Origin of the sequence: Bradyrhizobium sp. Mp19 (assembly GCF_029952935.1) — a bacterium.
GTDB lineage: Bacteria > Pseudomonadota > Alphaproteobacteria > Rhizobiales > Xanthobacteraceae > Bradyrhizobium > Bradyrhizobium elkanii.
This window is the reverse complement of the sequence record NZ_JASAUT010000005.1, coordinates 267,768-286,929: the sequence shown is the minus strand read 5'-3', so window position 1 is coordinate 286,929 and position 19,162 is coordinate 267,768. Positions and strand designations below refer to the sequence as shown.

The window sequence follows — 19,162 nt, the reverse complement described above, 5'->3', positions numbered from 1 at the left end:
GGGCTGCTCAGATGCGTAACAGGAAAACCAATGCGACGGCGATCATGCTGGCGCTTGCGATAGCCACAGGCGTGCCGGCGATCGCCAGCGCGGAGAGCGTGCTGCGCATTGGCATGACTGCTGCCGATATTCCGCGCACGCTCGGTCAGCCCGACCAGGGGTTTGAGGGCAATCGCTTCACCGGGCTTACGATGTATGATGCGCTGACGATGTGGGACCTGTCCTCGTCGGACAAGGCGAGCGCGATGATCCCCGGCCTCGCCACCGAGTGGAAGGTCGACGATACCGACAAGACCAAGTGGATTTTCAAGCTGCGTCCCGGCGTCACCTTTCACGATGGCTCGCCGTTCAATGCCGACGCGGTGGTCTGGAACGTCGACAAGGTCCTGAAGCAGGACGCGCCGCAATACGATGCGAGCCAGGTCGGCGTCACCGCCTCGCGCATGCCGACGCTGGTCTCGGCGCGCAAGATCGACGACATGACGGTGGAGCTGACCACCAAGGAGCCGGACAGCTTCCTGCCGATCAATCTCACCAATTTGTTCATGGCGAGCCCGGCCAAGTGGCGGCAATTCTACGACAAGGCCGAAGGCGCCGACGCCAAGGCGAAGTCGCAGGCCGCGTGGGCCGCGTTTGCCAAGGACGCGTCGGGCACCGGGCCTTGGAAGATGTCGAGCTTCACCCCGCGCGAGCGGCTTGAGCTGGTGAAGAACGAAGATTATTGGGACAAGGCGCGGGTGCCGAAGGTCGACAAGATGGTGCTGTTGCCGATGCCGGAGGCCAATGCCCGCACCGCGGCGCTGCTGTCGGGACAGGTCAACTGGATCGAGGCGCCGGCGCCGGACGCGCTGCCCGAGATCAAGCAGCGGGGTTTCAACCTCTATTCCAACGAGGAACCGCATGTCTGGCCGTGGCAGTTCTCGCGCGTCGAGGGTTCGCCGTGGAACGACATCCGCGTCCGCAAGGCTGCCAATCTCTGCGTCGATCGCGAAGGGCTGCGTGACGGCCTGCTTGCCGGCCTGATGGTGCCGGCGACCGGCACGTTCGAGCCCGGCCATCCCTGGCGCGGCAACCCGACCTTCCAGATCAAATACGACAAGCCGGCCGCGCAGAAGCTGATGCAGGAGGCGGGCTTCGGTCCGAACAAGAAGCTGACGGTCAAGATCCAGACCTCGGCATCGGGCTCGGGCCAGATGCTGCCGCTGCCGATGAACGAGTATCTGCAACAGGCGTTGGCCGAATGCTACTTCGATGTGCAGCTCGACGTCATCGAGTGGAACACGCTGTTCACCAATTGGCGGCGCGGCACCAAGGATCCGACCGCCAACGGGTCGAACGCCATCAACGTCACTTATGCGGCGATGGATCCGTTCTTCGCGCTGGTGCGTTTCCTGCAGTCGGGCATGGCGCCGCCGGTGTCGAACAATTGGGGTTTCAACAACAACCCGAAGTTCGACGAGCTGGTGAAGAAGGCCCGCCAGACCTTCGAGCCGGCGGCGCGCGACGCCGCGCTCGCTGAGCTGCATGCGACCTCGGTCGACGACGCGGCCTTCCTTTATGTCGCCCACGACGTCGCACCGCGCGCGATGAGCCCGAAGATCAAGGGCTTTGTGCAGCCGAAGAGCTGGTTCGTCGACTTCTCGCCGGTCACGGTCGCGCCGTGAGGCGCTAGTCGCGCAACAGGTGCACCCTCTCCCCTTGTGGGAGAGGGTGGCTTCGCGAGAGCGAAGCCGGGTGAGGGGTTGTCTCCGCGGACACGCCTCCCTGAGATGAAATGATTGTATCCGCGGATAGAAACCCTCATCCGGCGCGCTCCGCGCGCCACCTTCTCCCGCAAGGGAGAAGGAAGAAAGAACGCAACGTGTTCGCCTATACGTCCAGACGGATCGTCTACGTCATTCCGATCGTGCTCAGCGTGGCGCTGGTGTGCTTCCTCTTGGTGCACATCACGCCCGGCGACCCCCTGGTCGCGGTGCTGCCGGCCGATGCCTCGCAGGAGCTTGCCGCGCAGTTGCGCACGGCCTACGGCTTCGATCGTCCGTTGCCGGTGCAATTCGGCCTGTGGCTGTGGCGCGCGATCCATGGCGATCTCGGCAATTCGATCGCGACCGGGCGGCCCGTCCTGACCGAGGTGATGCGCGCCGTCGGCAACACCGTGATGCTGGCGATCGCGGCCGCGATGATCGGCTTTACGCTCGGCCTGCTGTTCGGCCTGATCGCCGGCTATTTCCGCGACACCTGGGTCGACAAGGTCGCGACCTCGGTGGCGATAGCTGGCGTGTCCCTGCCGCATTACTGGCTCGGCATGGTGCTGGTCATCATCTTCTCGGTGCAGCTCAACTGGCTGCCCGCGGTCGGCGCAGGTCCCGGCGGCTCCGGCGCCTGGGCGTGGGACTGGGAGCATCTGCGCTATCTGGTGCTGCCGGCGATCACCACCTCAGTGATCCCGATGGGCATCGTCACCCGCACAGTGCGCGCGCTGACCGGCGACATCCTGAGCCAGGATTTCGTCGAGGCGCTGCGCGCCAAGGGCCTGCGTGAGACCGAGGTGTTCCGCCACGTCGTCAAGAATGCGGCGCCGACCGCGCTTGCGGTGATGGGCCTGCAGCTCGGTTATATGCTGGGCGGCTCGATCCTGATCGAGACCGTGTTCTCGTGGCCGGGTTCAGGCCTGCTGTTGAACTCGGCGATCTTCCAGCGCGATCTGCCGCTGCTGCAGGGCACGATCCTGGTGCTGGCGCTGTTCTTCGTGCTGCTCAATCTCCTGGTCGACATCGCGCAGGCCGCGATCGATCCGCGCATCAAGCGGAGCTAACCATGAGTGCGATGTCAGATACTGCATTACAGGCCGCTCCCGCGAGCAAAGCGCGCGGCTATTGGGCGACGGTTGCCCGCCGCATCAGGCGCGACAAGGTCAGCATGGCCTGCGCCATCATCCTGGTGCTGATCTTTGCCTCGGCGCTGCTGGCACCATGGCTGCATCTCGCCGATCCCTATCAGGGCTCGATGATCCGCCGTCTCCGCCATATCGGCACGCCGGGCTATCCGCTCGGCACCGACGAGCTCGGCCGCGACATGCTGGCGCGGCTGATCTATGGCGGACGGCTGTCGCTAGTTATCGGCATCCTGCCGGTGATCTTGGCGTTCGTGATCGGCACTTCGCTCGGCCTCGTCGCCGGCTATGTCGGCGGCAAGCTCAATACCGCGATCATGCGTACCGTCGACGTGTTCTACGCCTTTCCCTCGGTGCTGCTGGCGATCGCGATCTCGGGTGCGCTCGGCGCCGGCATCACCAATTCGATCGTGTCGCTGACCATTGTGTTCGTGCCGCAGATCACCCGCGTCGCGGAAAGCGTCACCACCGGCGTCCGCAACATGGATTTCGTTGAGGCGGCGCGCGCGTCCGGCGCGGGTCCCTTCACCATCATGCGGGTGCACATGCTCGGCAACGTGCTAGGCCCGATCTTCGTCTACGCCACCGGCCTGATCTCGGTGTCGATGATCCTTGCGGCCGGTCTCTCGTTCCTCGGGCTCGGCACCAAGCCGCCGGAGCCGGAATGGGGCTTGATGCTGAATACGCTGCGCACTGCGATCTACGTCAATCCGTGGGTCGCGGCGCTGCCGGGCGCGATGATCTTCGCGGTCTCGATCTGCTTCAATCTGCTCAGCGACGGTATGCGAAGTGCCATGGACATCAGGAACTAAAGCATGAGCGACGCCAATCTCTCCGTCGATATGCTGGAGCCGGTCGCCGACCTCGGCGGCGCCGCGCAGCCGCTGCTGCAGGTCAAGGGACTGACCAAGCACTTCCCGGTGCGCGGCGGCCTGTTCAGTCCGCGCAAGACCGTGCGCGCCGTCGACGACGTTACCTTCGCGGTCATGAAGGGTGAGACCGTCGGCATTGTCGGCGAATCCGGCTGCGGCAAATCGACCACCGCGCGGCTGTTGATGCATCTGATGGCGCGCGATGCCGGCGATATCATCTATGACGGGCGGCAGGTCGGCCCGTCGCTCTCGCTGCGCGATCTGCGGCGCGGGGTGCAGATGGTGTTCCAGGACAGCTACGCCTCGCTCAACCCGCGCCTCACCATCGAGGAATCGATCGCCTTCGGGCCAAAGGTCCACGGCATGGCCGACGACACGGCGCGGACGCTGGCGCGCGAGTTGCTCGGCAAGGTCGGCCTGCGGCCGGAGATCTTCGCCAACCGCTATCCGCACGAGGTGTCGGGTGGCCAGCGTCAGCGCGTCAACATCGCCCGCGCGCTCGCGCTGTCGCCGCGGCTCGTGATCCTCGATGAAGCGGTCTCTGCGCTCGACAAGTCGGTCGAGGCGCAGGTGCTCAATCTGCTCGCCGACCTCAAATGCGAATTCGGCCTGACCTACCTGTTCATCAGCCACGATCTCAACGTCGTCCGCTACATCTCCGACCGCGTGCTGGTGATGTATCTCGGCGAGGTCGTCGAACTCGGGCCGGTCGATGCGGTCTGGGACGCGCCGGCGCATCCCTATACCCGCGCGCTGCTGGCGGCGATGCCGTCATCCGATCCCGACAGGCGCACCGAGGTGCCGCCGATCTCGGGCGATCCGCCCAATCCGATCGATCCGCCATCGGGCTGCCGGTTTCACACCCGTTGTCCGTTTGCGGAGCCGCTCTGCGCAAACGACACGCCAAAACTCAGCGATCTCGATACAATGGGCCATCAAGCGGCGTGCTACATGGCCATTTCTGGCTCGGGGCACAGCCGCGCGCCGGCAAAAGCAAAAGGAGAAAACGCGGCATGACCAGACCCACTCCCAAGGATGTCAAGGTGATCGCGCACGTCGCCGACGTGCCCGCCGACGACGACGTCGCCACCCGGATCGCCAATTCGATCGGGCCGGCATTCGACGGCTTCGCACCGATCTCCGGCACGCTGCCCTTCGATCTCGAACCCGCGAGCTTCCTGCTGGCGCAGATCGCGCAGAAGATCGAGAAGGTGTCGAAATGAGCTCTGAACCGGCCCTGATGACGCTGACCGCGGTCGCCAAGGCGATTGCCGACAAGAAAGTTTCCTCGCATGAGGCGACGCGCGCCGTGCTGCATCGCATTGCGGAATGGCAGCCGCGCCTCAACGCCTATATGGCTGTTGAATCCGAGCAGGCGCTGGCCGCCGCCACCGAGGCCGATGCCGCGCTCGCCAAGGGCAATAGTCGCGGTGCGCTGCATGGCGTGCCGCTGGCGCACAAGGACATGTATTACGACGCCGGCAAGGTCGTGACCTGCGGCTCGCTGATTCGCCGCGACTTCGTGCCGAAGACGACTGCGACCGCCCTGCAGCGGCTGAAGGATGCCGGACAGGTCCGCCTCGGCTCGTTGCAGATGGTCGAGTTCGCCTATGGGCCGACCGGCCACAACGTGCATTACGGCGCGGTGCGCAATCCCTGGAACACCGAGCACATTACCGGCGGCTCGTCGTCGGGCTCGGGCTCGGCGGTCGCCGCGCGGCTCACCTTCGCGGCGCTCGGCTCCGACACCGGCGGTTCGGTGCGCATGCCCGCGCATTTCTGCGGCGTCACCGGCCTGAAGACGACGGTCGGCCGCGTTAGCCGCGCCGGCGCGATGCCGCTGTCGCAGTCGCTCGATACGGTCGGTCCGCTGGCCCAGACCGCGGAGGACTGCGCGCTTCTGCTCGGCCTGATGGCCGGCGCGGACCCGGAGGACCTGACGGCGTCGACGCAGCCGGTGCCCGACTACTTGGCCGCGACCAAGCAGTCGCTGAAGGGTCTGAAGATCGGCGTCCCGACGTCGTTCTATGTCGACGACCTCGACCCTGAGGTGGCGCGTATCCTCGACGAGACCATCGCCACCTTGAAGAAAGAGGGCGCCGAGATCGTCAAGGTCGAGTTGCCCGATCAGCGCCAGCTCTCCTCGGCATCGCAACTGGTGCTCGCGGTCGAGGCTGCCGCCTTCCACAAGCGCTGGATGATCGAGCGGCCGCAGGATTACGGCGCGCAGGTCTTGATGCGGCTGCAGAACGGCCTGACCATTCCGGCGGTCACCTATCTTGAGGCGATGCGCTGGCGCGGCCCCGCGCTCGCCGCGCACAACGCGGCGGTCAACGGGGTCGATGCGGTCATTGCGCCGTCGTCGCCGGTGCCGGCGCCCACGATTGCCGAGAGCGATGTCGGCAATGGTCCGGGCGCCGACGCGGTGCTGCAGCGGCTGACGCGCTTCACCCGCCCGGTCAACTATCTCGGCCTGCCGTCGCTCTCGATTCCCTCCGGCTTCACCAAGACGGGTCTGCCGGTCGGCATGCAACTGATCGGCCGCTCCTTCGAGGAAGCGGTTCTGCTCCGGATCGGCGCCGCCTTCCAGCGCGCGACCGATTTCCACGCCAGGGTGCCCAAGCTCGCATGACCAACCTCGTCGAGATCAACAACCTCAACATCCGCTTCACCGGCGATCGCACGGTCCATGCCGTGAACGATCTCAGCCTGTCGCTCGGCGAGGGCGAGGTGTTGGGGCTGCTCGGCGAGTCCGGCTCGGGCAAGAGCGTGACGCTGCGCGCGTTGATGCGGCTGTTGCCGAAGAAGCGCACACAGATCTCCGGCAGCGTCAAGGTGCTGGGCCAGCAGGTGCTGGCGATGGACGACGAGGCGCTGTCCGCATTCCGCGGCCAGAGCGTCTCGATGATCTTCCAGGAGCCGGCGCTGGCGCTCGATCCGGTCTACACCATCGGCCGCCAGATCGCGGAGACGGTGATGCGCCACGAGGGCAAGAGCGAGCGCGAGGCGACGGCCCGCGCGCTTGAAATGCTCGAGGTGGTGCGGATCCCCTCCGCGAAGCGGCGGCTGGACTCCTATCCGCACGAGATGTCGGGCGGCATGCGCCAGCGTGCGATGATCGCGCTGGCGCTGGCCTGCAAGCCGAAGATCCTGCTCGCGGACGAGCCGACCACGGCGCTCGATGCCACCGTGCAGATCCAGATCCTGCTGCTGCTGCGCGAGTTGCAGCGCGAGTTCGGCATGTCGGTGATCTTCGTCACCCACGACATTGGCGTCGCGATCGAGATCTGCGACCGCGTCGCGGTGATGTATGCCGGCCAGATCGTGGAGCAGGGCGCCCTGCGCGACATCGTGCGCTCGCCGGTGCATCCCTATGCAAAGGGTTTGCTGGCCTCGACCATTCACGGCGCGATGCGCGGCCAGCGGCTGGAGACGATCCCGGGCACGCCGCCTTCGCTCGATCACGCGCCGTCCAGTTGCTCCTTCGCACCGCGCTGCAAGTTCGCCGAGCCGCGCTGCAGCGAGCGCTTGCCGCCGGTCGTGCAGGTCGCGCCCGGCCGTTTGGCACGGTGCATCCTGGCCGAGCCGGCGCCCGCCACGGTTTAGTCTAGCTCGCGCGAGCGACCGCGTCCGTGATCCAGCGCCGCACCGCGGCGATGCGGCGGTCCCGCGCCTGCTCGGTGCGGGAGACCAGGTAGATCGTCTCGCTGTATGCGGCCTCGAACGCAAACGGCGCCACCAGCCGCTTGCCGAAGCCCGGCCGCGCCTTGATCAGGGGCGCGATCGCAATCGCGACGCCGAGCCCGTGTTCGGCGGCCTCCAGCATCGCCGGCACGCTGTCGAGCCACAAATGTCCGCGCGGAGCGAGATTCGGCAGCCCGGCCTCCTTCAGCCAGGCCGGCCACGCCCGCGGCTGCGTCGTGACATGGATCAGCACCTCGCGCGACAGGTCTGCAGGGGTCCGAAGACCTGCCTTGACCAGTGCCGGCGTACAGACCGGCATTCCTTTGACCTGCACCAGCGGCTCGACCTTCAGTCCGGCGGCGTGTTCCCGTCCGTAGCGGATCGCGACATCAACGCGCGAACTGTTGAAGTCGGCATATTGGTGGGTGGCCTCGATCCGCAGCGTCAGTTGCGGATGGCGCCGCTTGAACTCCGGCAGCGCCGGCAGCAGCACGGCGCTGGTGAAGAACGGCAATGAGCTGATCCAGAACTCGCCGCCGGCCTCGCCGCGTTGCCGCAGCATGTCACGGCTCGCCTCCTGCAGCGTCGCCAGCGCGGCCGACACTTTTGCAAGGTAGCGCTCGCCGTCGTCGGTCAATCGCACCTGGCGCGCGCCGCGGACGAACAGCCTGGTGCCGAACTGCTCTTCCAGCCCGCGGATCTGATGGCTGATCGCCGACGGGCTCAGCGACAGGTCGCGCGCGGCGCGCCGGAAGCTGAGTTGCGTGGCCGCGCGCTCGAAGGCGAGCAGCGCCGGCAGCGGCGGGATCGCCCGCGGATCGGGGGCATCCAATGGGTGAATCCTGCTCACCTGAAGTGATGAATGGCCTTTTGTCATAGCCGCTATTCTTGGATCAGATTGGCCGAACGCTCAATCCTGCTCATCTCAGGGATCATTCGCCTTGGCCATCTTCGAACCGCTCGCCACGCCCCACCACTGGAAGCCGGCAGCGCTGGCGGCCGGGCCGTTCACCGGCCTTCAGGGCGGCGCGGTCGCAAGCCTGCTGACCGGCGAGGTCGAGGCCATGGCCGCCGCGCGCAATTGGGGCACCGCGATCTCGGCGGCGGCCTGGTTCCTGCGGCCGACGCCAATGGCGGAACTGCGCACGCACGTTACCGTGGTGACCGAAGGCGGCCGGGTCAGCGTGGTCGACAACACGCTCTGGCCGGCCGGTGAGGAGCAACCCTGCGCGACGGTGCGCGTGACGCTGTCGCGCGAGCGTGCCGTCGAGGTCCCGGGGTTTTACGGGAGCGCAGCCGATCCGGTGGATCCCACGGCATTTCCGTTGCGCAACCTGCGCGCCGGCCATGGCCATGGCCGCAGCTGGTTCATGGATGCGATGGAAGCCCGCGCCGGCGGCGATACCGCCTGGTTTCGCTTGCATCACGCCGTAATTGCGGACGCCGGTCCGCTGGCGCGGGTGCTCGGCCCGGCTGATTGGACCCACGGCATCGCGCGCCCGGTCCAGAACGTGGTGGCCGACCCCAATCCGAACCTCGCGGTGCAACTGTTCAGGCCGCCGCGGGGCGCGTGGATCGGCGTTCGCGCCGAGGCCCGCTGGCGGCCGGAGGCCGGGCTCGGCGTCGGCAGCGGGGTATTGCTCGACGTGGATGGCGAGATCGGCCGGGTCTCGATGTCGGTCATTCTCGTGCCGTTTCCGAGAAGCGCGCCCGCGCAGGGCCAGGGTTCCGCGGCCGGTTAACCCTAATTATTCCGTCAACTGTCGGTGCGATCACAAAATTAGGCCGCGAACCATGCTTTGGTTCACGCGACTTAAAATGGACGGTGGTCGCAAACGTCTATACAACGTGGTGATCACGTAACTCTTTTGTTTTGCAGAGATCAGTTTTTATGGCAGCCGCGCCCGCTGTCCGGCGTTCCGAACTGGCTGAGGCGCTGCGCGCTTGCCGCAGCGCTTTTATCGGCGTCGGCCTCATCAGTTGCATGATCAACCTGCTCTACCTGACAGGTTCGATGTTCATGCTGCAAGTCTACGACCGGGTGCTGCCGAGCCGCAGCGTTCCCACCCTGGTCGGCCTCGTGGTCATCGCCGCGGTCCTCTACATCGCCCAGGGCGTGCTCGACCTGCTTCGCGGACGGATCCTCGGACGCGTCGGCACCTCACTCGACGAAGCGCTTAACGCACGGGTGTTCGACACCGTCGTGCGGCTGCCGCTGATGGCCGGCAATCGCAGCGAGGGCCTGCAGCCGCTGCGCGACCTCGACAATGTGCGCTCCTTCCTCGGCAGCATGGGTCCCGGCGCGTTCTTCGATCTGCCCTGGCTGCCGTTCTACATGGTGATCTGCTTTGCCTTCCATTGGCTGCTTGGCGTCACGGCGCTGGTCGGCGCGATCATCCTGGTGACCCTGACGCTGATCACCGAATATTTGTCGCGCACGCCGGCCAAGGAAGCGATGACGCTCGCGGCGCGGCGCAACGATCTCGCCGCCTCCAGCCGCCGCAATGCCGAGGTGCTGGTGGCGATGGGCATGGCCGGCCGCATGAACAGGCGCTGGAACGAGGCCAACGAGGAATATCTGTCCGGCAACCAGCATGCGAGCGACGTCACCGGCGGGCTCGGTGCGGTCGCCAAGGTGCTGCGCATGATGCTGCAGTCCGCCGTGCTCGCGGTCGGCGCCTATCTCGTGATCCATCAGGAGGCCACCGGCGGCATCATCATCGCCGGCTCGATCCTGAGCGCGCGGGCACTGGCGCCGGTCGATCTCGCGATCGCGCATTGGAAGGGCTTCGTCGCCGCCCGGCAGAGCTGGCATCGGCTCAACCGCCTGCTGCAGCAGATGCCGGCGCGTCCCGAGCAGACCCTGTTGCAGGCGCCGGAGAAGAAGCTCTCGGTCGAAGCCGTGACCATGGTCGCGCCGGGCGATCAGCGCGCCATCGTGCAGGACATCACCTTCGCCGTCGAGGCCGGCAGCGGCGTCGGCGTGATTGGCCCGAGCGGCTCCGGCAAGTCGTCGCTGATCCGGGCGCTGGTCGGCGTCTGGCTGCCGGCGCGGGGCAAGGTACGGCTCGACGGCGCCGCGCTCGACCAGTGGTCGTCGGACCAGCTCGGCCGTCATGTCGGCTATTTGCCGCAGGACGTCGAACTGTTCGCCGGTACGGTCGCGCAGAACATCTGCCGGTTCGATCCCGACGCCAAGTCCGACGGCATCATCGCGGCGGCCAAGGAGGCCGGCGTGCATGAGATGATCATCAAGATGCGCGAGGGCTACGACACCCAGGTCGGCGAACAGGGCACTGCGCTCTCCGCCGGCCAGGCGCAACGCGTGGCGCTGGCGCGTGCGCTGTACGGCAATCCGTTCCTGATCGTGCTGGATGAGCCGAACTCCAATCTCGACAGCGAAGGCGACGAGGCGCTGACCCGCGCGGTGCGCGGCGCCCGTGAGCGCGGCGCGGTCGTCATTGTGGTTGCGCACCGGCCGATCGGCATCGAGGGCGTCGATCATCTGCTGGTGCTGAAGGACGGACGCATGCAGACCTTCGGGCCGAAGGAAGCCGTGCTCGCGCAGGTGCTGCAGCGCGCCGCGCCGCCGGTGCCGACGCCGATCAAGATCGTCGCGGATGCGGGAGCCGCCAAGTCATGACCGATCAACCGCGCAACGCACATCGCTCGATCCGCAAGCATCTGATCGTCGGCCTCGTCGTGGTTCTGGTCCTGGGCGGCGGCGTCGGCGGCTGGGCCGCGACGGTGCCGATCTCCGGCGCGCTGATCGCGCCGGGCTCCGTGGTGGTCGAATCCAACGTCAAGAAGGTGCAGCATCCGACCGGCGGCGTCGTCGGCGAAGTCCGGGTGCGTGACGGCGACGTGGTCAAGGCGGGCGACATCGTCGTGCGCCTCGACGAGACCGTCGTGAAGGCCAGCCTTGCCATCGTGGTCAAGACGCTGAACGGGCTCTATGCGCGGGCGGCCCGGCTCGAGGCCGAGCAGCAGGGCCGCGACAAGATCGTCTTTCCGCCGCAGCTCACCGAGCAGGCCAAGGATCCCGACGTTCGCGACATCATGGTGAGCGAAACCAAGCTGTTCGAGGTGCGGGTCAATGGCCGCACCGGTCAAAAAGCGCAGCTGCGCGAGCGCGTCACCCAGCTTAACGAGGAGATCTCGGGGCTTGAGGCGCAGGAGAAGTCCAAGGACAAGGAAATCGAGCTGGTGAAGACCGAACTGGTCGGTGTTCGCCAGCTTTACGAGCAGCATCTGGTGCAGCTCACCCGCCTGACCACACTGGAGCGCGACGCGGCGCGGCTCGCCGGCGAGCGCGCGCAATACATCGCCTCGCGCGCGCAGGCCAAGGGCAAGATCACCGAGACCGAGTTGCAGATCATCCAGGTCGACAAGGACATGGTCTCGGAGGTCTCGAAGGACCTGCGCGAGGCCAACGACAAGATCGGCGAGTTCGTCGAGCGCAAGGTGACCGCCGAGGACCAGCTCCGCCGTATCGATATCCGCGCACCACAGGACGGCGTGGTGCTGCAGTCGACCGTGCACACCGTCGGCGGCGTCATTACCGCGGGCGACGCCATCATGATGATCGTGCCGAAGGCCGATGATCTGTCGGTCGAGGCCAAGGTCAATCCGCAGGACATCGACAAGCTGCAGGTCGGACAGAAGACCGTGCTGCGGCTCTCCGCCTTCAACCAGCGCACCACGCCGGAGCTGAACGGCGTCGTCACCCGCGTCTCCGAAGTCGGAGGCCAAGCGGTCTTAGGAAGACAAATATGTCTGGCAACTCCTTGGCTCACAGAACGACATGGCTACGATCCGACTTGGTGAAGATCATCCCGGGAATGCCGGTGGAAGCCTTCGTCCAGACCGGCGACCGCACCATGCTGTCCTATCTGATGAAGCCGATGAGCGACCAGTTCATGCGCTCGTTCCGCGAGAAGTAGGTTCTCGCGTTACCGCTTTCGTAGCCCGGATGGAGCGAAGCGAAATCCGGGAACAGTCGTGCTGCGGATATAGCCGCCCCGGATTGCGCTTCGCTTCATCCGGGCTACGCCGTCTTCGTCAGGTTGCAGGCTCTTTCCTTGCGTCGTCCCTGCGAAAGCAGGGACCCATAACCACAGGATCGAGTTGTTGAAGCAGGCTGTGGCTCGAGCGGACCATCGTCAATGGCCATCGGTGGTTATGGGTCCCGGGTCGCGCTTCGCTTGCCCGGGACGACAGCGGAGATTTATTGCGACAAGTTCTTCAACAACAGCTCCAGCGCCGCCTTCGCAAATGCCTGCATGTTCGCCTGCCGGTCGCTGCTGGCGGTCTCCAGCGTGATTACCTGCTGCCGGGGGCCGGCGACCGCCATGCAGCTGTGACCGGCGGCATCGCCGTAGCGGTTGCCGGTCGGGCCGGCGGCACCGGTCTCCGACAATCCCCAATCGGTTGCGAGGCGCTCGCGAATCTGCCGCGCTAGCAATTGCGCGTAGGGTTCCGACGACGAACGGAGCCCGCGCATGGCATCGTCGGAAATATCCATCAGCGCGCGCCGCGCGTCGCGCGTGTAGATCACGCCGCCGCCGAGGAAATAGGCCGACGCGCCGGGAACCGCGAGCAGCGATGCGGAGATCAGTCCGCCGGTTGAGGATTCCGCGACCGCAATCGTCTGCTTGTTCGCGATCAGCTTTGCGGCGACCTGTTCGGCGATGGATGTGAGCGCGTTCATCGGCCTTCTTCCTCGTTGCTTGCCATGAAAATCCCGTGGGGCGTTCTGCCTTCCTAGCACAGCACGCAGGCCCTTGCCGAGTTGCAGGCCGCGGCATGGCCTGTTTGAATGCGAGCCAAGAACCAAGCGCCGCCCGACAAGCTTGTCGTAAGAGCGTGCGCGGAGGAAACATCATGACGTCGCCGATCGCGGGCGGCGTGGATTGCGATCTGCATCCCGCCGTACCTCACCTCACCAGCCTGCTGCCGTACATGAACGACTACTGGCGCGACCAGGTGACGACGCGCGGCATGACCGACCTGATCTCGCAATCCTATCCGACCAATTCGCCGATCTCGTCGCGGCCGGACTGGCGTCCCGCGCAAGGCAAGCCGGGCTCGAGCCTTGCGGACATGCAGCGCCAGGCGCTCGACCGGTTCGGCACGGCCTACGGCATCTGCAATCCGCTTTACGGCGTGCAGATGGTGTTCTCCGAGGACATGGCCGATGCGTTCTGCCGCGCGCTGAACGACTGGCTGGTCAAGGAATGGCTCGACAAGGACGATCGCCTGCGCGGCTCGATCGTGATCCCGGTGCAGAGCATCGAAAAGGCGGTCGCCGAAATCGAGCGCTGTGCGCAGGACAAGCGTTTCGTGCAGGTGCTGATGCTGGTGATGGGCGACATGCCGCTCGGCAAGCGCCACTACTGGCCGATCTACGCCGCGGCCGAACGGCTCGGCCTGCCGGTCGGCATCCATGCCGGCAGCGCCTATCACAATCCGCCGACCTCGGTCGGCTGGGGTTCCTATCACATCGAGGATTATGTCGCGCAGGCGCAGGCGTTCCAGACCCAGCTTACCAGCCTGATCGTCGAGGGCGTGTTTGCGCGCCATCCGAACCTGAAGATGGTGATGCTGGAGGCCGGCTTCACCTGGCTGCCGCCATTCCTGTGGCGGCTGCACAAGTTCTGGCGCGGCGTGCGCATGGAGACCCCGTGGGTCGACCGCGCGCCGCTGGAGATTGTGCGCAGCAACATCCGCTTCTCGCTGCAGCCGATCGATGCGCCGCCGGACGGAGACACGCTGAACCGCCTGTTCGACCATATGCAGTCGGACGAATTGATCCTATTCTCGTCAGATTATCCGCATTGGCAGTTCGATGGTGACGAGGTGCTGCCGCAGGGGTTGTCGCAGGATCTGGTGCGCAAGATCATGGTCGATAATCCGCATGCGACCTATGGCCGGCTCAAGGTGAAGGAGATGACGCCATGAACATCCAGTTTCGCGAGCGCCCCGAAACCGCGTCGCCGACCAGCATCAAGACGGCGATCGCCGACTGCGACATCCATCCGGCCCGCGCCACCAAGGACGAGCTGTATCCTTATCTCGAAAAGCGCTGGCATGCGCATCTCGAGACCTTCGGCGTCCATGCCTATCAGGGCATGATGGAAGGTCCGCCCTATCCGAAGGCGCAGCCAAATGCGTCGCGCCGCGATGCCTATCCGCCGGAAGGCGGCCCGCAGGGCTCGTCGCTGTCCTTCATGCAGAAGCAACACCTCGATCCCAACAATGTCGCGCTCGGCGTGCTCAACCCGCTCAACACCGGGCAGGGTATCCGCAACCAGGATCTCGCCGGCGCGATCTGCTCGGCCATCAACGACTGGCAGATCGAGAAATGGACCAGCAAGGATTCCCGGCTGAAAGGCTCGGTCGTCGTCGCCAATGAGGATGGCGTGTCAGCCGCCGCCGAAATCCGCAAGCGCGCAGGCGACACAAATTTCGTCCAGGTGCTGCTGCTCAGCCGCAATGTCGAGCCGCTCGGCCAGCGTCGCTACTGGCCGATCTATGAGGCGGCACAGGAAGCCGGCCTTCCGATCGGCGTGCACGCCTTCGGCTTCGGCGGCAACCCGATTACCGCGTCGGGATGGCCGAGCTACTATATCGAGGAGATGGTCGGGCATTCGCAGTGCCAGCAGACCGCGCTGGCGAGCCTCGTGCTCGAGGGCGTGTTCGAGCGCTTCCCGAAATTGAAGATGGTGATGGTGGAGGCCGGGTTCGGCTGGGCCCCATCGCTGGCCTGGCGCCTCGACAAGGTGTTTGCGCGGCTGCATGCCGAAGTGCCGCATCTGAAGCGCAAGCCGTCGGAATATATCCGCGACCACATCTGGTGGACGACGCAGCCGATGGAGGATCCGGAGAGCCGCGACCATTTGTTCCAGACCATCGAGTGGATCGGCTGGGACAGACTGTTGTTCGCGACCGATTACCCGCATTGGGATTACGACGAGCCGTCGCGCGTGCTGCCGGCCGGCGTCAGCGATGCCAATCGCCAGGCGTTCTATCTCGACAATGCCAGGCAGCTGTACGGTATCGCATGATCCGAAAAAGTGGGAACCGGTTTTTCGAATCAGATCATGCGTGAGAACGATTGATGGCGCGGCATGTGATCGCCCCGGTGGACGAGCTGCCGCCGGGTTCGCGAAAATTCCTCGAGATCGACGGACGGCCGATCGCGGTCTTCAACGTCAAGGGCGAGTTCTTCGGCCTGCTGAACCGCTGCCCGCATCAGGGCGCGGCGCTGTGCGAGGGGCCGCTGATCGGGCTCGCCTCATCGTCCGATCCCGGCGAGATCGAATACACCAAGCTCGGTGAGATCCTGCGCTGCCCCTGGCACGGCTGGGAGTTCGACATCCGCACAGGCCAGTCCTATTGCGACCCGCGCCGCTTCCGCGTGCGCGCCTATCCGGTCAGCGTCGAGCCGGGCACCAATGTGGTGAAGGGGCCGTATGTCGCCGAGACCATCAAGGTCGCGGTAGAGAGCGACTACGTGGTGGTGGATTTGTAGCCGCGACCGTCCCGAAATCCTGTTCACCGGAGATGGCAATCGGTGAGCGCCGTGCAAAGCATCCTCTTGCGTGCGTTTGGCCGTCCTCGGGGTCTCCTGGGGAGGCTCGGCGGCATGATCATGGCGCGCACCAATGCCGATTGCGGCGCGTGGGTCGCAGATCGCCTCGAGGTCGGACCGGACGACAGCGTGCTCGAGGTCGGGTTTGGTCCGGGCGTCGTCCTTCAACGCCTGTCGACATTGGTGCCGGCGGCACGCGTCGCGGGCATTGATCCGTCGCAGGAGATGGTCGGGCAAGCTCGCGCCCGGAACGCGGCCGCGATCGAGGATGGTCGTGTCGAGCTTCGGCTTGGCTCCGTGGAGCGCATGCCATTCGATGCGGACAGCTTCGACAAGGTGCTGGCGATCAACTCGATGCAAGTCTGGCCGGACGCCATCGCCGGGCTACGGGAGGTCCGGCGCGTGATGAAGCCGAGCGGCAGGATCGCACTCGGCTTTACGCGCTACTCCGGACAGCCCAAGGAAGGGGTCGCGGAAAAGATGACAGCAGCCGGCTTCACGCAGGCTCAGCTGGTCGAGACAAATGAGTGGTTCTGTGTTCTGGCGACAAAGCCCGATGCAGGATGAATTCGTAAGCCGGGCTACGCTGCGTAACCCACCACCATTCATTCGGCCATCGTCTGCCGTTCGCGCGCATAGCGCACCAGCGCGACGAAGCGGTAGATGCCGTGCACGAATTTGCCGTAGGGCATGGTGATGAACAGCGCGAACACCACGCCGAGATGCAGCGCCAGCAGCGGGCCCATCGCGGCGGTCTCGCGCCACAGCAGCAGGGCGAGGCCGGTAACGCTGGTCAGGAACAGCATCAGGATGAACGCGGTATCCATGCCCATGCGCTGCTCATCGACCAGCACGCGGTCGCGCTTCCATTTCTCCGACAGGAGTCCGATCGGGCCGACCACGAGTCCGATGCCGCCGAGCGTACCGAGCACGACGGGCAGGTCCCACCACGCATAGGGCGCCTCGCGCGCCAAGAGGTAATGATACAGTGTGCCGACGCAGGTCGCGGCGAAGCACAGGATGAAGCCGTAGAACGTGAAGTGGTGATACAGCTTGCGGCGGTCGGTCGGCTGGTCGTCCTCGTTGAAGCAGCCGACACCGCCGCCATCAAGATAACGCAGCTCGCCGGCGTCGCGGACCGCCTGCAACAGCGCCTTCGCATCCGTCGTCATGCCGACCGGCTCGCCGATGTCGCGCCAGAACGCACGCACGCCCATCACCAGCGCCAGGATCGCGTAGAGCAGGGCCAAGCCGAACAGCAGCGCCATCGCATTGTGGGGCATCAGTTTATAGAACGCGCCGGGACCGGTGTGGATGCCGGTGAGCACGCCGCGATCATTGACCGCGGCGAAGCCGAAGATGAAGGCGGCGACGCTGAGCGCTGCGATCAGACTGATGACGAGGCCGTTGCGCGCGAACGCGCCGGCAAAGGCGCGCGGCCAGGCATAGGCGGCATAGGATTCGGCGCGCGCCACCGCGAGCGTCTTCGGTACATTGACGTTGAATTCGTGCGGTGGCGAGAACTGGCAGTCGGTGTAGCAGGCGCCGCAGCCATGGCAGAGGTTGGCGAGGTAGTTGAGATCGCCGTCGGAGAAGGCGCGGCGCATTTCCATCGCGGGAAACACCGCGCACAGGCCCTCGCAATAGCGGCAGGAATTGCACACCGTCATCAGACGGTCGGCTTCCTGCAAGATCCTCGTCCCGTGCATCGCGTCAGTCCCGCCTTCAGTTCCGCGCATTCTTGGCTGCTTCCCGGCCGGCGACGCGGCCGAACACGCTGCCGATGGTCATGCCGATGCCGGCTGCATAGCCCTTGCCGAGCACGTTGCCGGCCATGATCTCGCCGGCGGCGAACATGTTGGCTGACGGCTTGCCGTCCTTCATCAGCATCCGCGCCTCTCTGTTCACGCGGGTGCCGAGATAGGTGAAGGTGATGCCCGGCCGCACCGGATAGGCGAGATAAGGCGGCGTCTCGATCCGGCGCGCCCAATGCGTCTTCGGCGGAGTGATGCCTTGGGTAGCGCAGTCGTCGAGGATGGTGTGATCGAAGGTGCCAGGCTGCACTGCGGCGTTGAACTCGGTGATGGTCCTTTCCAGCGCGGCCGCGTCGAGCTCGAGCTTGCCGGCGAGCTCGGCAATCGTCGCGCCTCCGATCGGCGGAAACAGCGTCGGCATGAAGCTCGTCACCACGGTCGAGTCGAAGATGATGTAGGCGATCTGGTCCGGCTGCGCGGCGACCAGCCGGCCCCAGATCGCGTAGCGCTTCGGCCAGATGTCCTCGCCCTCGTCGTAGAAGCGCTCGGCATGCTTGTTGACGACGATGCCGAACACGACCGAGTCGTGGCGCGTGATGATGCCACCGTCGAATTTCGGCGCGCGCGCATCGATCGCCACCGCATGGCATTGCGTCGGATCGCCGATCTCCTGCACGCCCTTGGCGAGCAGCATCTTCAGGATCGCGCCGCGATTATAGGGCGTGCCGCGGATCAGGAAATTGTCGGCCGCATCGCCCCAGGATTCCTTCAGCCATTCGATGTTGGCCTCGAAGCCGCCGGCGGCCGCGACCAGGGTCGAGGCGCGGACTTCGGTCTTGCCGCCGACCGGCTGCTTCAGCTGCGCCGAAAGGAACATGCCGTCCTCGACCGTGAGGTCGATGACCTCGGCATCGTAGAGGATGTCGACACCGAGCTCCTCGGCGGTGCGATAGAGCGCGTTCAGCATCGCGCGGCCGCCGCCGAGGAAGAACGAGTTGGTGCGGCCAAGGCTCAGCGTGCCGCCGAGCGACGGCTGCCAGCGCACGCCCTGTTCGACGATCCAGTTCAGGATGTCCTTGGATTCGTGGATCATGAGGCGGGCCAGTTCCTCGTCGGTCTGGCCGCCGGTCACCAGCAGCAAATCGTTCCAGAACTCGTCCTCGGTGTAGGGACCGGTGAGGATTTCGGTCGCCGCGTCATGGGCGCAGCGCATGTTGCGGGTGTGGCGGGTGTTGCCGCCGCGATAGAATTTCGGGGCGCCTTCCAGCACCAGCACGGAGGCGCCGGCGCGCCGTGCGCTGATCGCAGCGCACAGCGCGGCGTTGCCGCCGCCGATCACCAGGACGTCGAACCTGCGCGTCAGATC

At 65.7% G+C, this 19,162-nt stretch carries 17 protein-coding genes and 1 pseudogene; 14 read left to right on the top strand and 4 right to left on the bottom strand.

Translation table 11 applies throughout. From position 1 onward, the window contains the following. The first annotated feature begins 44 nt into the window (after positions 1 to 44). From QJT82_RS09390 to QJT82_RS09360, 7 genes are all read left to right on the top strand, one after another. Entirely contained in the window at positions 45 to 1,664 is a 1,620-nt protein-coding gene (locus QJT82_RS09390) for an ABC transporter substrate-binding protein (protein ID WP_245288647.1), read from the top strand. Positions 1,665 to 1,861: 197 nt separating this feature from the next. Beyond that, positions 1,862 to 2,815, top strand: coding sequence for an ABC transporter permease (locus QJT82_RS09385; RefSeq protein WP_028339148.1), 954 nt, complete (start codon positions 1,862 to 1,864; stop codon positions 2,813 to 2,815). A 2-nt stretch (positions 2,816 to 2,817) separates the two neighbouring features. After that, positions 2,818 to 3,705 (top strand): ABC transporter permease, encoded by an 888-nt coding sequence (locus tag QJT82_RS09380; protein WP_196238123.1) that lies wholly within the window; start codon positions 2,818 to 2,820, stop codon positions 3,703 to 3,705. A 3-nt stretch (positions 3,706 to 3,708) separates the two neighbouring features. Then, positions 3,709 to 4,782, top strand: a complete 1,074-nt coding sequence (locus QJT82_RS09375; RefSeq protein ID WP_028339146.1) for an oligopeptide/dipeptide ABC transporter ATP-binding protein — start codon at positions 3,709 to 3,711, stop codon at positions 4,780 to 4,782. After that, on the top strand, positions 4,779 to 4,988 hold the full coding sequence (locus QJT82_RS09370) for a hypothetical protein (protein WP_028339145.1): 210 nt from the start codon (positions 4,779 to 4,781) through the stop codon (positions 4,986 to 4,988). Before QJT82_RS09375 ends, QJT82_RS09370 begins: the two co-directional genes overlap by 4 nt. Then, the gene (locus tag QJT82_RS09365; RefSeq protein ID WP_028339144.1) at positions 4,985 to 6,397 is read left to right on the top strand and encodes an Asp-tRNA(Asn)/Glu-tRNA(Gln) amidotransferase GatCAB subunit A; all 1,413 of its coding nucleotides are present in this window, start codon (positions 4,985 to 4,987) and stop codon (positions 6,395 to 6,397) included. Before QJT82_RS09370 ends, QJT82_RS09365 begins: the two co-directional genes overlap by 4 nt. Then, positions 6,394 to 7,371 carry an ABC transporter ATP-binding protein gene (locus tag QJT82_RS09360; protein WP_028339143.1) on the top strand — a complete coding sequence of 326 codons (978 nt, stop codon included), beginning with the start codon at positions 6,394 to 6,396 and terminating at the stop codon, positions 7,369 to 7,371. Before QJT82_RS09365 ends, QJT82_RS09360 begins: the two co-directional genes overlap by 4 nt. 1 nt (position 7,372) lies before the next feature. Here the strand turns inward: QJT82_RS09360 and QJT82_RS09355 are convergent, their stop codons facing one another. Further along, positions 7,373 to 8,281: a LysR substrate-binding domain-containing protein gene (locus tag QJT82_RS09355; RefSeq protein ID WP_028339142.1), complete on the bottom strand. Its 909-nt coding sequence runs from the start codon at positions 8,279 to 8,281 to the stop codon at positions 7,373 to 7,375. Positions 8,282 to 8,390: 109 nt separating this feature from the next. Between QJT82_RS09355 and QJT82_RS09350 the strand changes: the two genes are divergently transcribed. The 3 genes and pseudogenes from QJT82_RS09350 to QJT82_RS09340 all read left to right on the top strand — a co-directional run bounded on the left by QJT82_RS09350 (position 8,391) and on the right by QJT82_RS09340 (position 12,392). Further along, a complete protein-coding gene (locus QJT82_RS09350; protein ID WP_028339141.1) occupies positions 8,391 to 9,191 on the top strand; it encodes an acyl-CoA thioesterase domain-containing protein in 801 nt (266 codons plus the stop codon). 149 nt (positions 9,192 to 9,340) lie between these two features. Continuing rightward, entirely contained in the window at positions 9,341 to 11,092 is a 1,752-nt protein-coding gene (locus tag QJT82_RS09345) for a type I secretion system permease/ATPase (RefSeq protein ID WP_028339140.1), read from the top strand. Then, positions 11,089 to 12,392 (top strand): annotated as a pseudogene (locus tag QJT82_RS09340) (HlyD family type I secretion periplasmic adaptor subunit). The gene QJT82_RS09345 and the pseudogene QJT82_RS09340 overlap by 4 nt, the downstream one beginning before the upstream one ends. A 284-nt stretch (positions 12,393 to 12,676) precedes the next feature. Here QJT82_RS09340 and QJT82_RS09335 read toward each other — a convergent pair. After that, positions 12,677 to 13,159, bottom strand: a complete 483-nt coding sequence (locus QJT82_RS09335; protein ID WP_028339138.1) for a CinA family protein — start codon at positions 13,157 to 13,159, stop codon at positions 12,677 to 12,679. Positions 13,160 to 13,332: 173 nt separating this feature from the next. Here QJT82_RS09335 and QJT82_RS09330 point away from each other — a divergent pair, with 173 nt between their 5' ends. The 4 genes from QJT82_RS09330 to QJT82_RS09315 all read left to right on the top strand — a co-directional run bounded on the left by QJT82_RS09330 (position 13,333) and on the right by QJT82_RS09315 (position 16,609). Beyond that, complete coding sequence (locus QJT82_RS09330) at positions 13,333 to 14,409, top strand: amidohydrolase family protein (protein WP_028339137.1); 1,077 nt, start codon at positions 13,333 to 13,335, stop codon at positions 14,407 to 14,409. Next, on the top strand, positions 14,406 to 15,515 hold the full coding sequence (locus tag QJT82_RS09325; RefSeq protein WP_028339136.1) for an amidohydrolase family protein: 1,110 nt from the start codon (positions 14,406 to 14,408) through the stop codon (positions 15,513 to 15,515). The genes QJT82_RS09330 and QJT82_RS09325 overlap by 4 nt, the downstream gene beginning before the upstream one ends. Before the next feature lie 53 nt (positions 15,516 to 15,568). Then, entirely contained in the window at positions 15,569 to 15,982 is a 414-nt protein-coding gene (locus tag QJT82_RS09320) for a Rieske (2Fe-2S) protein (RefSeq protein WP_016846808.1), read from the top strand. Positions 15,983 to 16,096: 114 nt separating this feature from the next. Next, complete coding sequence (locus tag QJT82_RS09315) at positions 16,097 to 16,609, top strand: class I SAM-dependent methyltransferase (RefSeq protein ID WP_028339135.1); 513 nt, start codon at positions 16,097 to 16,099, stop codon at positions 16,607 to 16,609. 38 nt (positions 16,610 to 16,647) lie between these two features. On the opposite strand, the gene tcuB is transcribed toward QJT82_RS09315, so the two are convergent. Together tcuB and tcuA are read right to left on the bottom strand one after the other, a co-directional pair. Next, on the bottom strand, positions 16,648 to 17,751 hold the full coding sequence (gene tcuB, locus QJT82_RS09310) for a tricarballylate utilization 4Fe-4S protein TcuB (RefSeq protein ID WP_028339134.1): 1,104 nt from the start codon (positions 17,749 to 17,751) through the stop codon (positions 16,648 to 16,650). 16 nt (positions 17,752 to 17,767) lie between these two features. After that, entirely contained in the window at positions 17,768 to 19,159 is a 1,392-nt protein-coding gene (gene tcuA / locus QJT82_RS09305; RefSeq protein ID WP_028339133.1) for an FAD-dependent tricarballylate dehydrogenase TcuA, read from the bottom strand. Positions 19,160 to 19,162 lie beyond the last annotated feature (3 nt).

Bases quoted from the DNA above. Each gene is read 5' to 3' on its own strand.
- QJT82_RS09390 (WP_245288647.1), top strand. From the start codon at position 45: ATGCTGGCGCTTGCGATAGCCACAGGCGTGCCGGCGATCGCCAGCGCG.
- QJT82_RS09380 (WP_196238123.1), top strand. From the start codon at position 2,818: ATGAGTGCGATGTCAGATACTGCATTACAGGCCGCTCCCGCGAGCAAA.
- QJT82_RS09375 (WP_028339146.1), top strand. From the start codon at position 3,709: ATGAGCGACGCCAATCTCTCCGTCGATATGCTGGAGCCGGTCGCCGAC.
- QJT82_RS09370 (WP_028339145.1), top strand. From the start codon at position 4,779: ATGACCAGACCCACTCCCAAGGATGTCAAGGTGATCGCGCACGTCGCC.
- QJT82_RS09365 (WP_028339144.1), top strand. From the start codon at position 4,985: ATGAGCTCTGAACCGGCCCTGATGACGCTGACCGCGGTCGCCAAGGCG.
- QJT82_RS09360 (WP_028339143.1), top strand. From the start codon at position 6,394: ATGACCAACCTCGTCGAGATCAACAACCTCAACATCCGCTTCACCGGC.
- QJT82_RS09345 (WP_028339140.1), top strand. From the start codon at position 9,341: ATGGCAGCCGCGCCCGCTGTCCGGCGTTCCGAACTGGCTGAGGCGCTG.
- QJT82_RS09335 (WP_028339138.1), bottom strand. From the start codon at position 13,159: ATGAACGCGCTCACATCCATCGCCGAACAGGTCGCCGCAAAGCTGATC.
- QJT82_RS09330 (WP_028339137.1), top strand. From the start codon at position 13,333: ATGACGTCGCCGATCGCGGGCGGCGTGGATTGCGATCTGCATCCCGCC.
- QJT82_RS09325 (WP_028339136.1), top strand. From the start codon at position 14,406: ATGAACATCCAGTTTCGCGAGCGCCCCGAAACCGCGTCGCCGACCAGC.
- QJT82_RS09320 (WP_016846808.1), top strand. From the start codon at position 15,569: ATGGCGCGGCATGTGATCGCCCCGGTGGACGAGCTGCCGCCGGGTTCG.
- QJT82_RS09315 (WP_028339135.1), top strand. From the start codon at position 16,097: ATGATCATGGCGCGCACCAATGCCGATTGCGGCGCGTGGGTCGCAGAT.
- tcuB (WP_028339134.1), bottom strand. From the start codon at position 17,751: ATGCACGGGACGAGGATCTTGCAGGAAGCCGACCGTCTGATGACGGTG.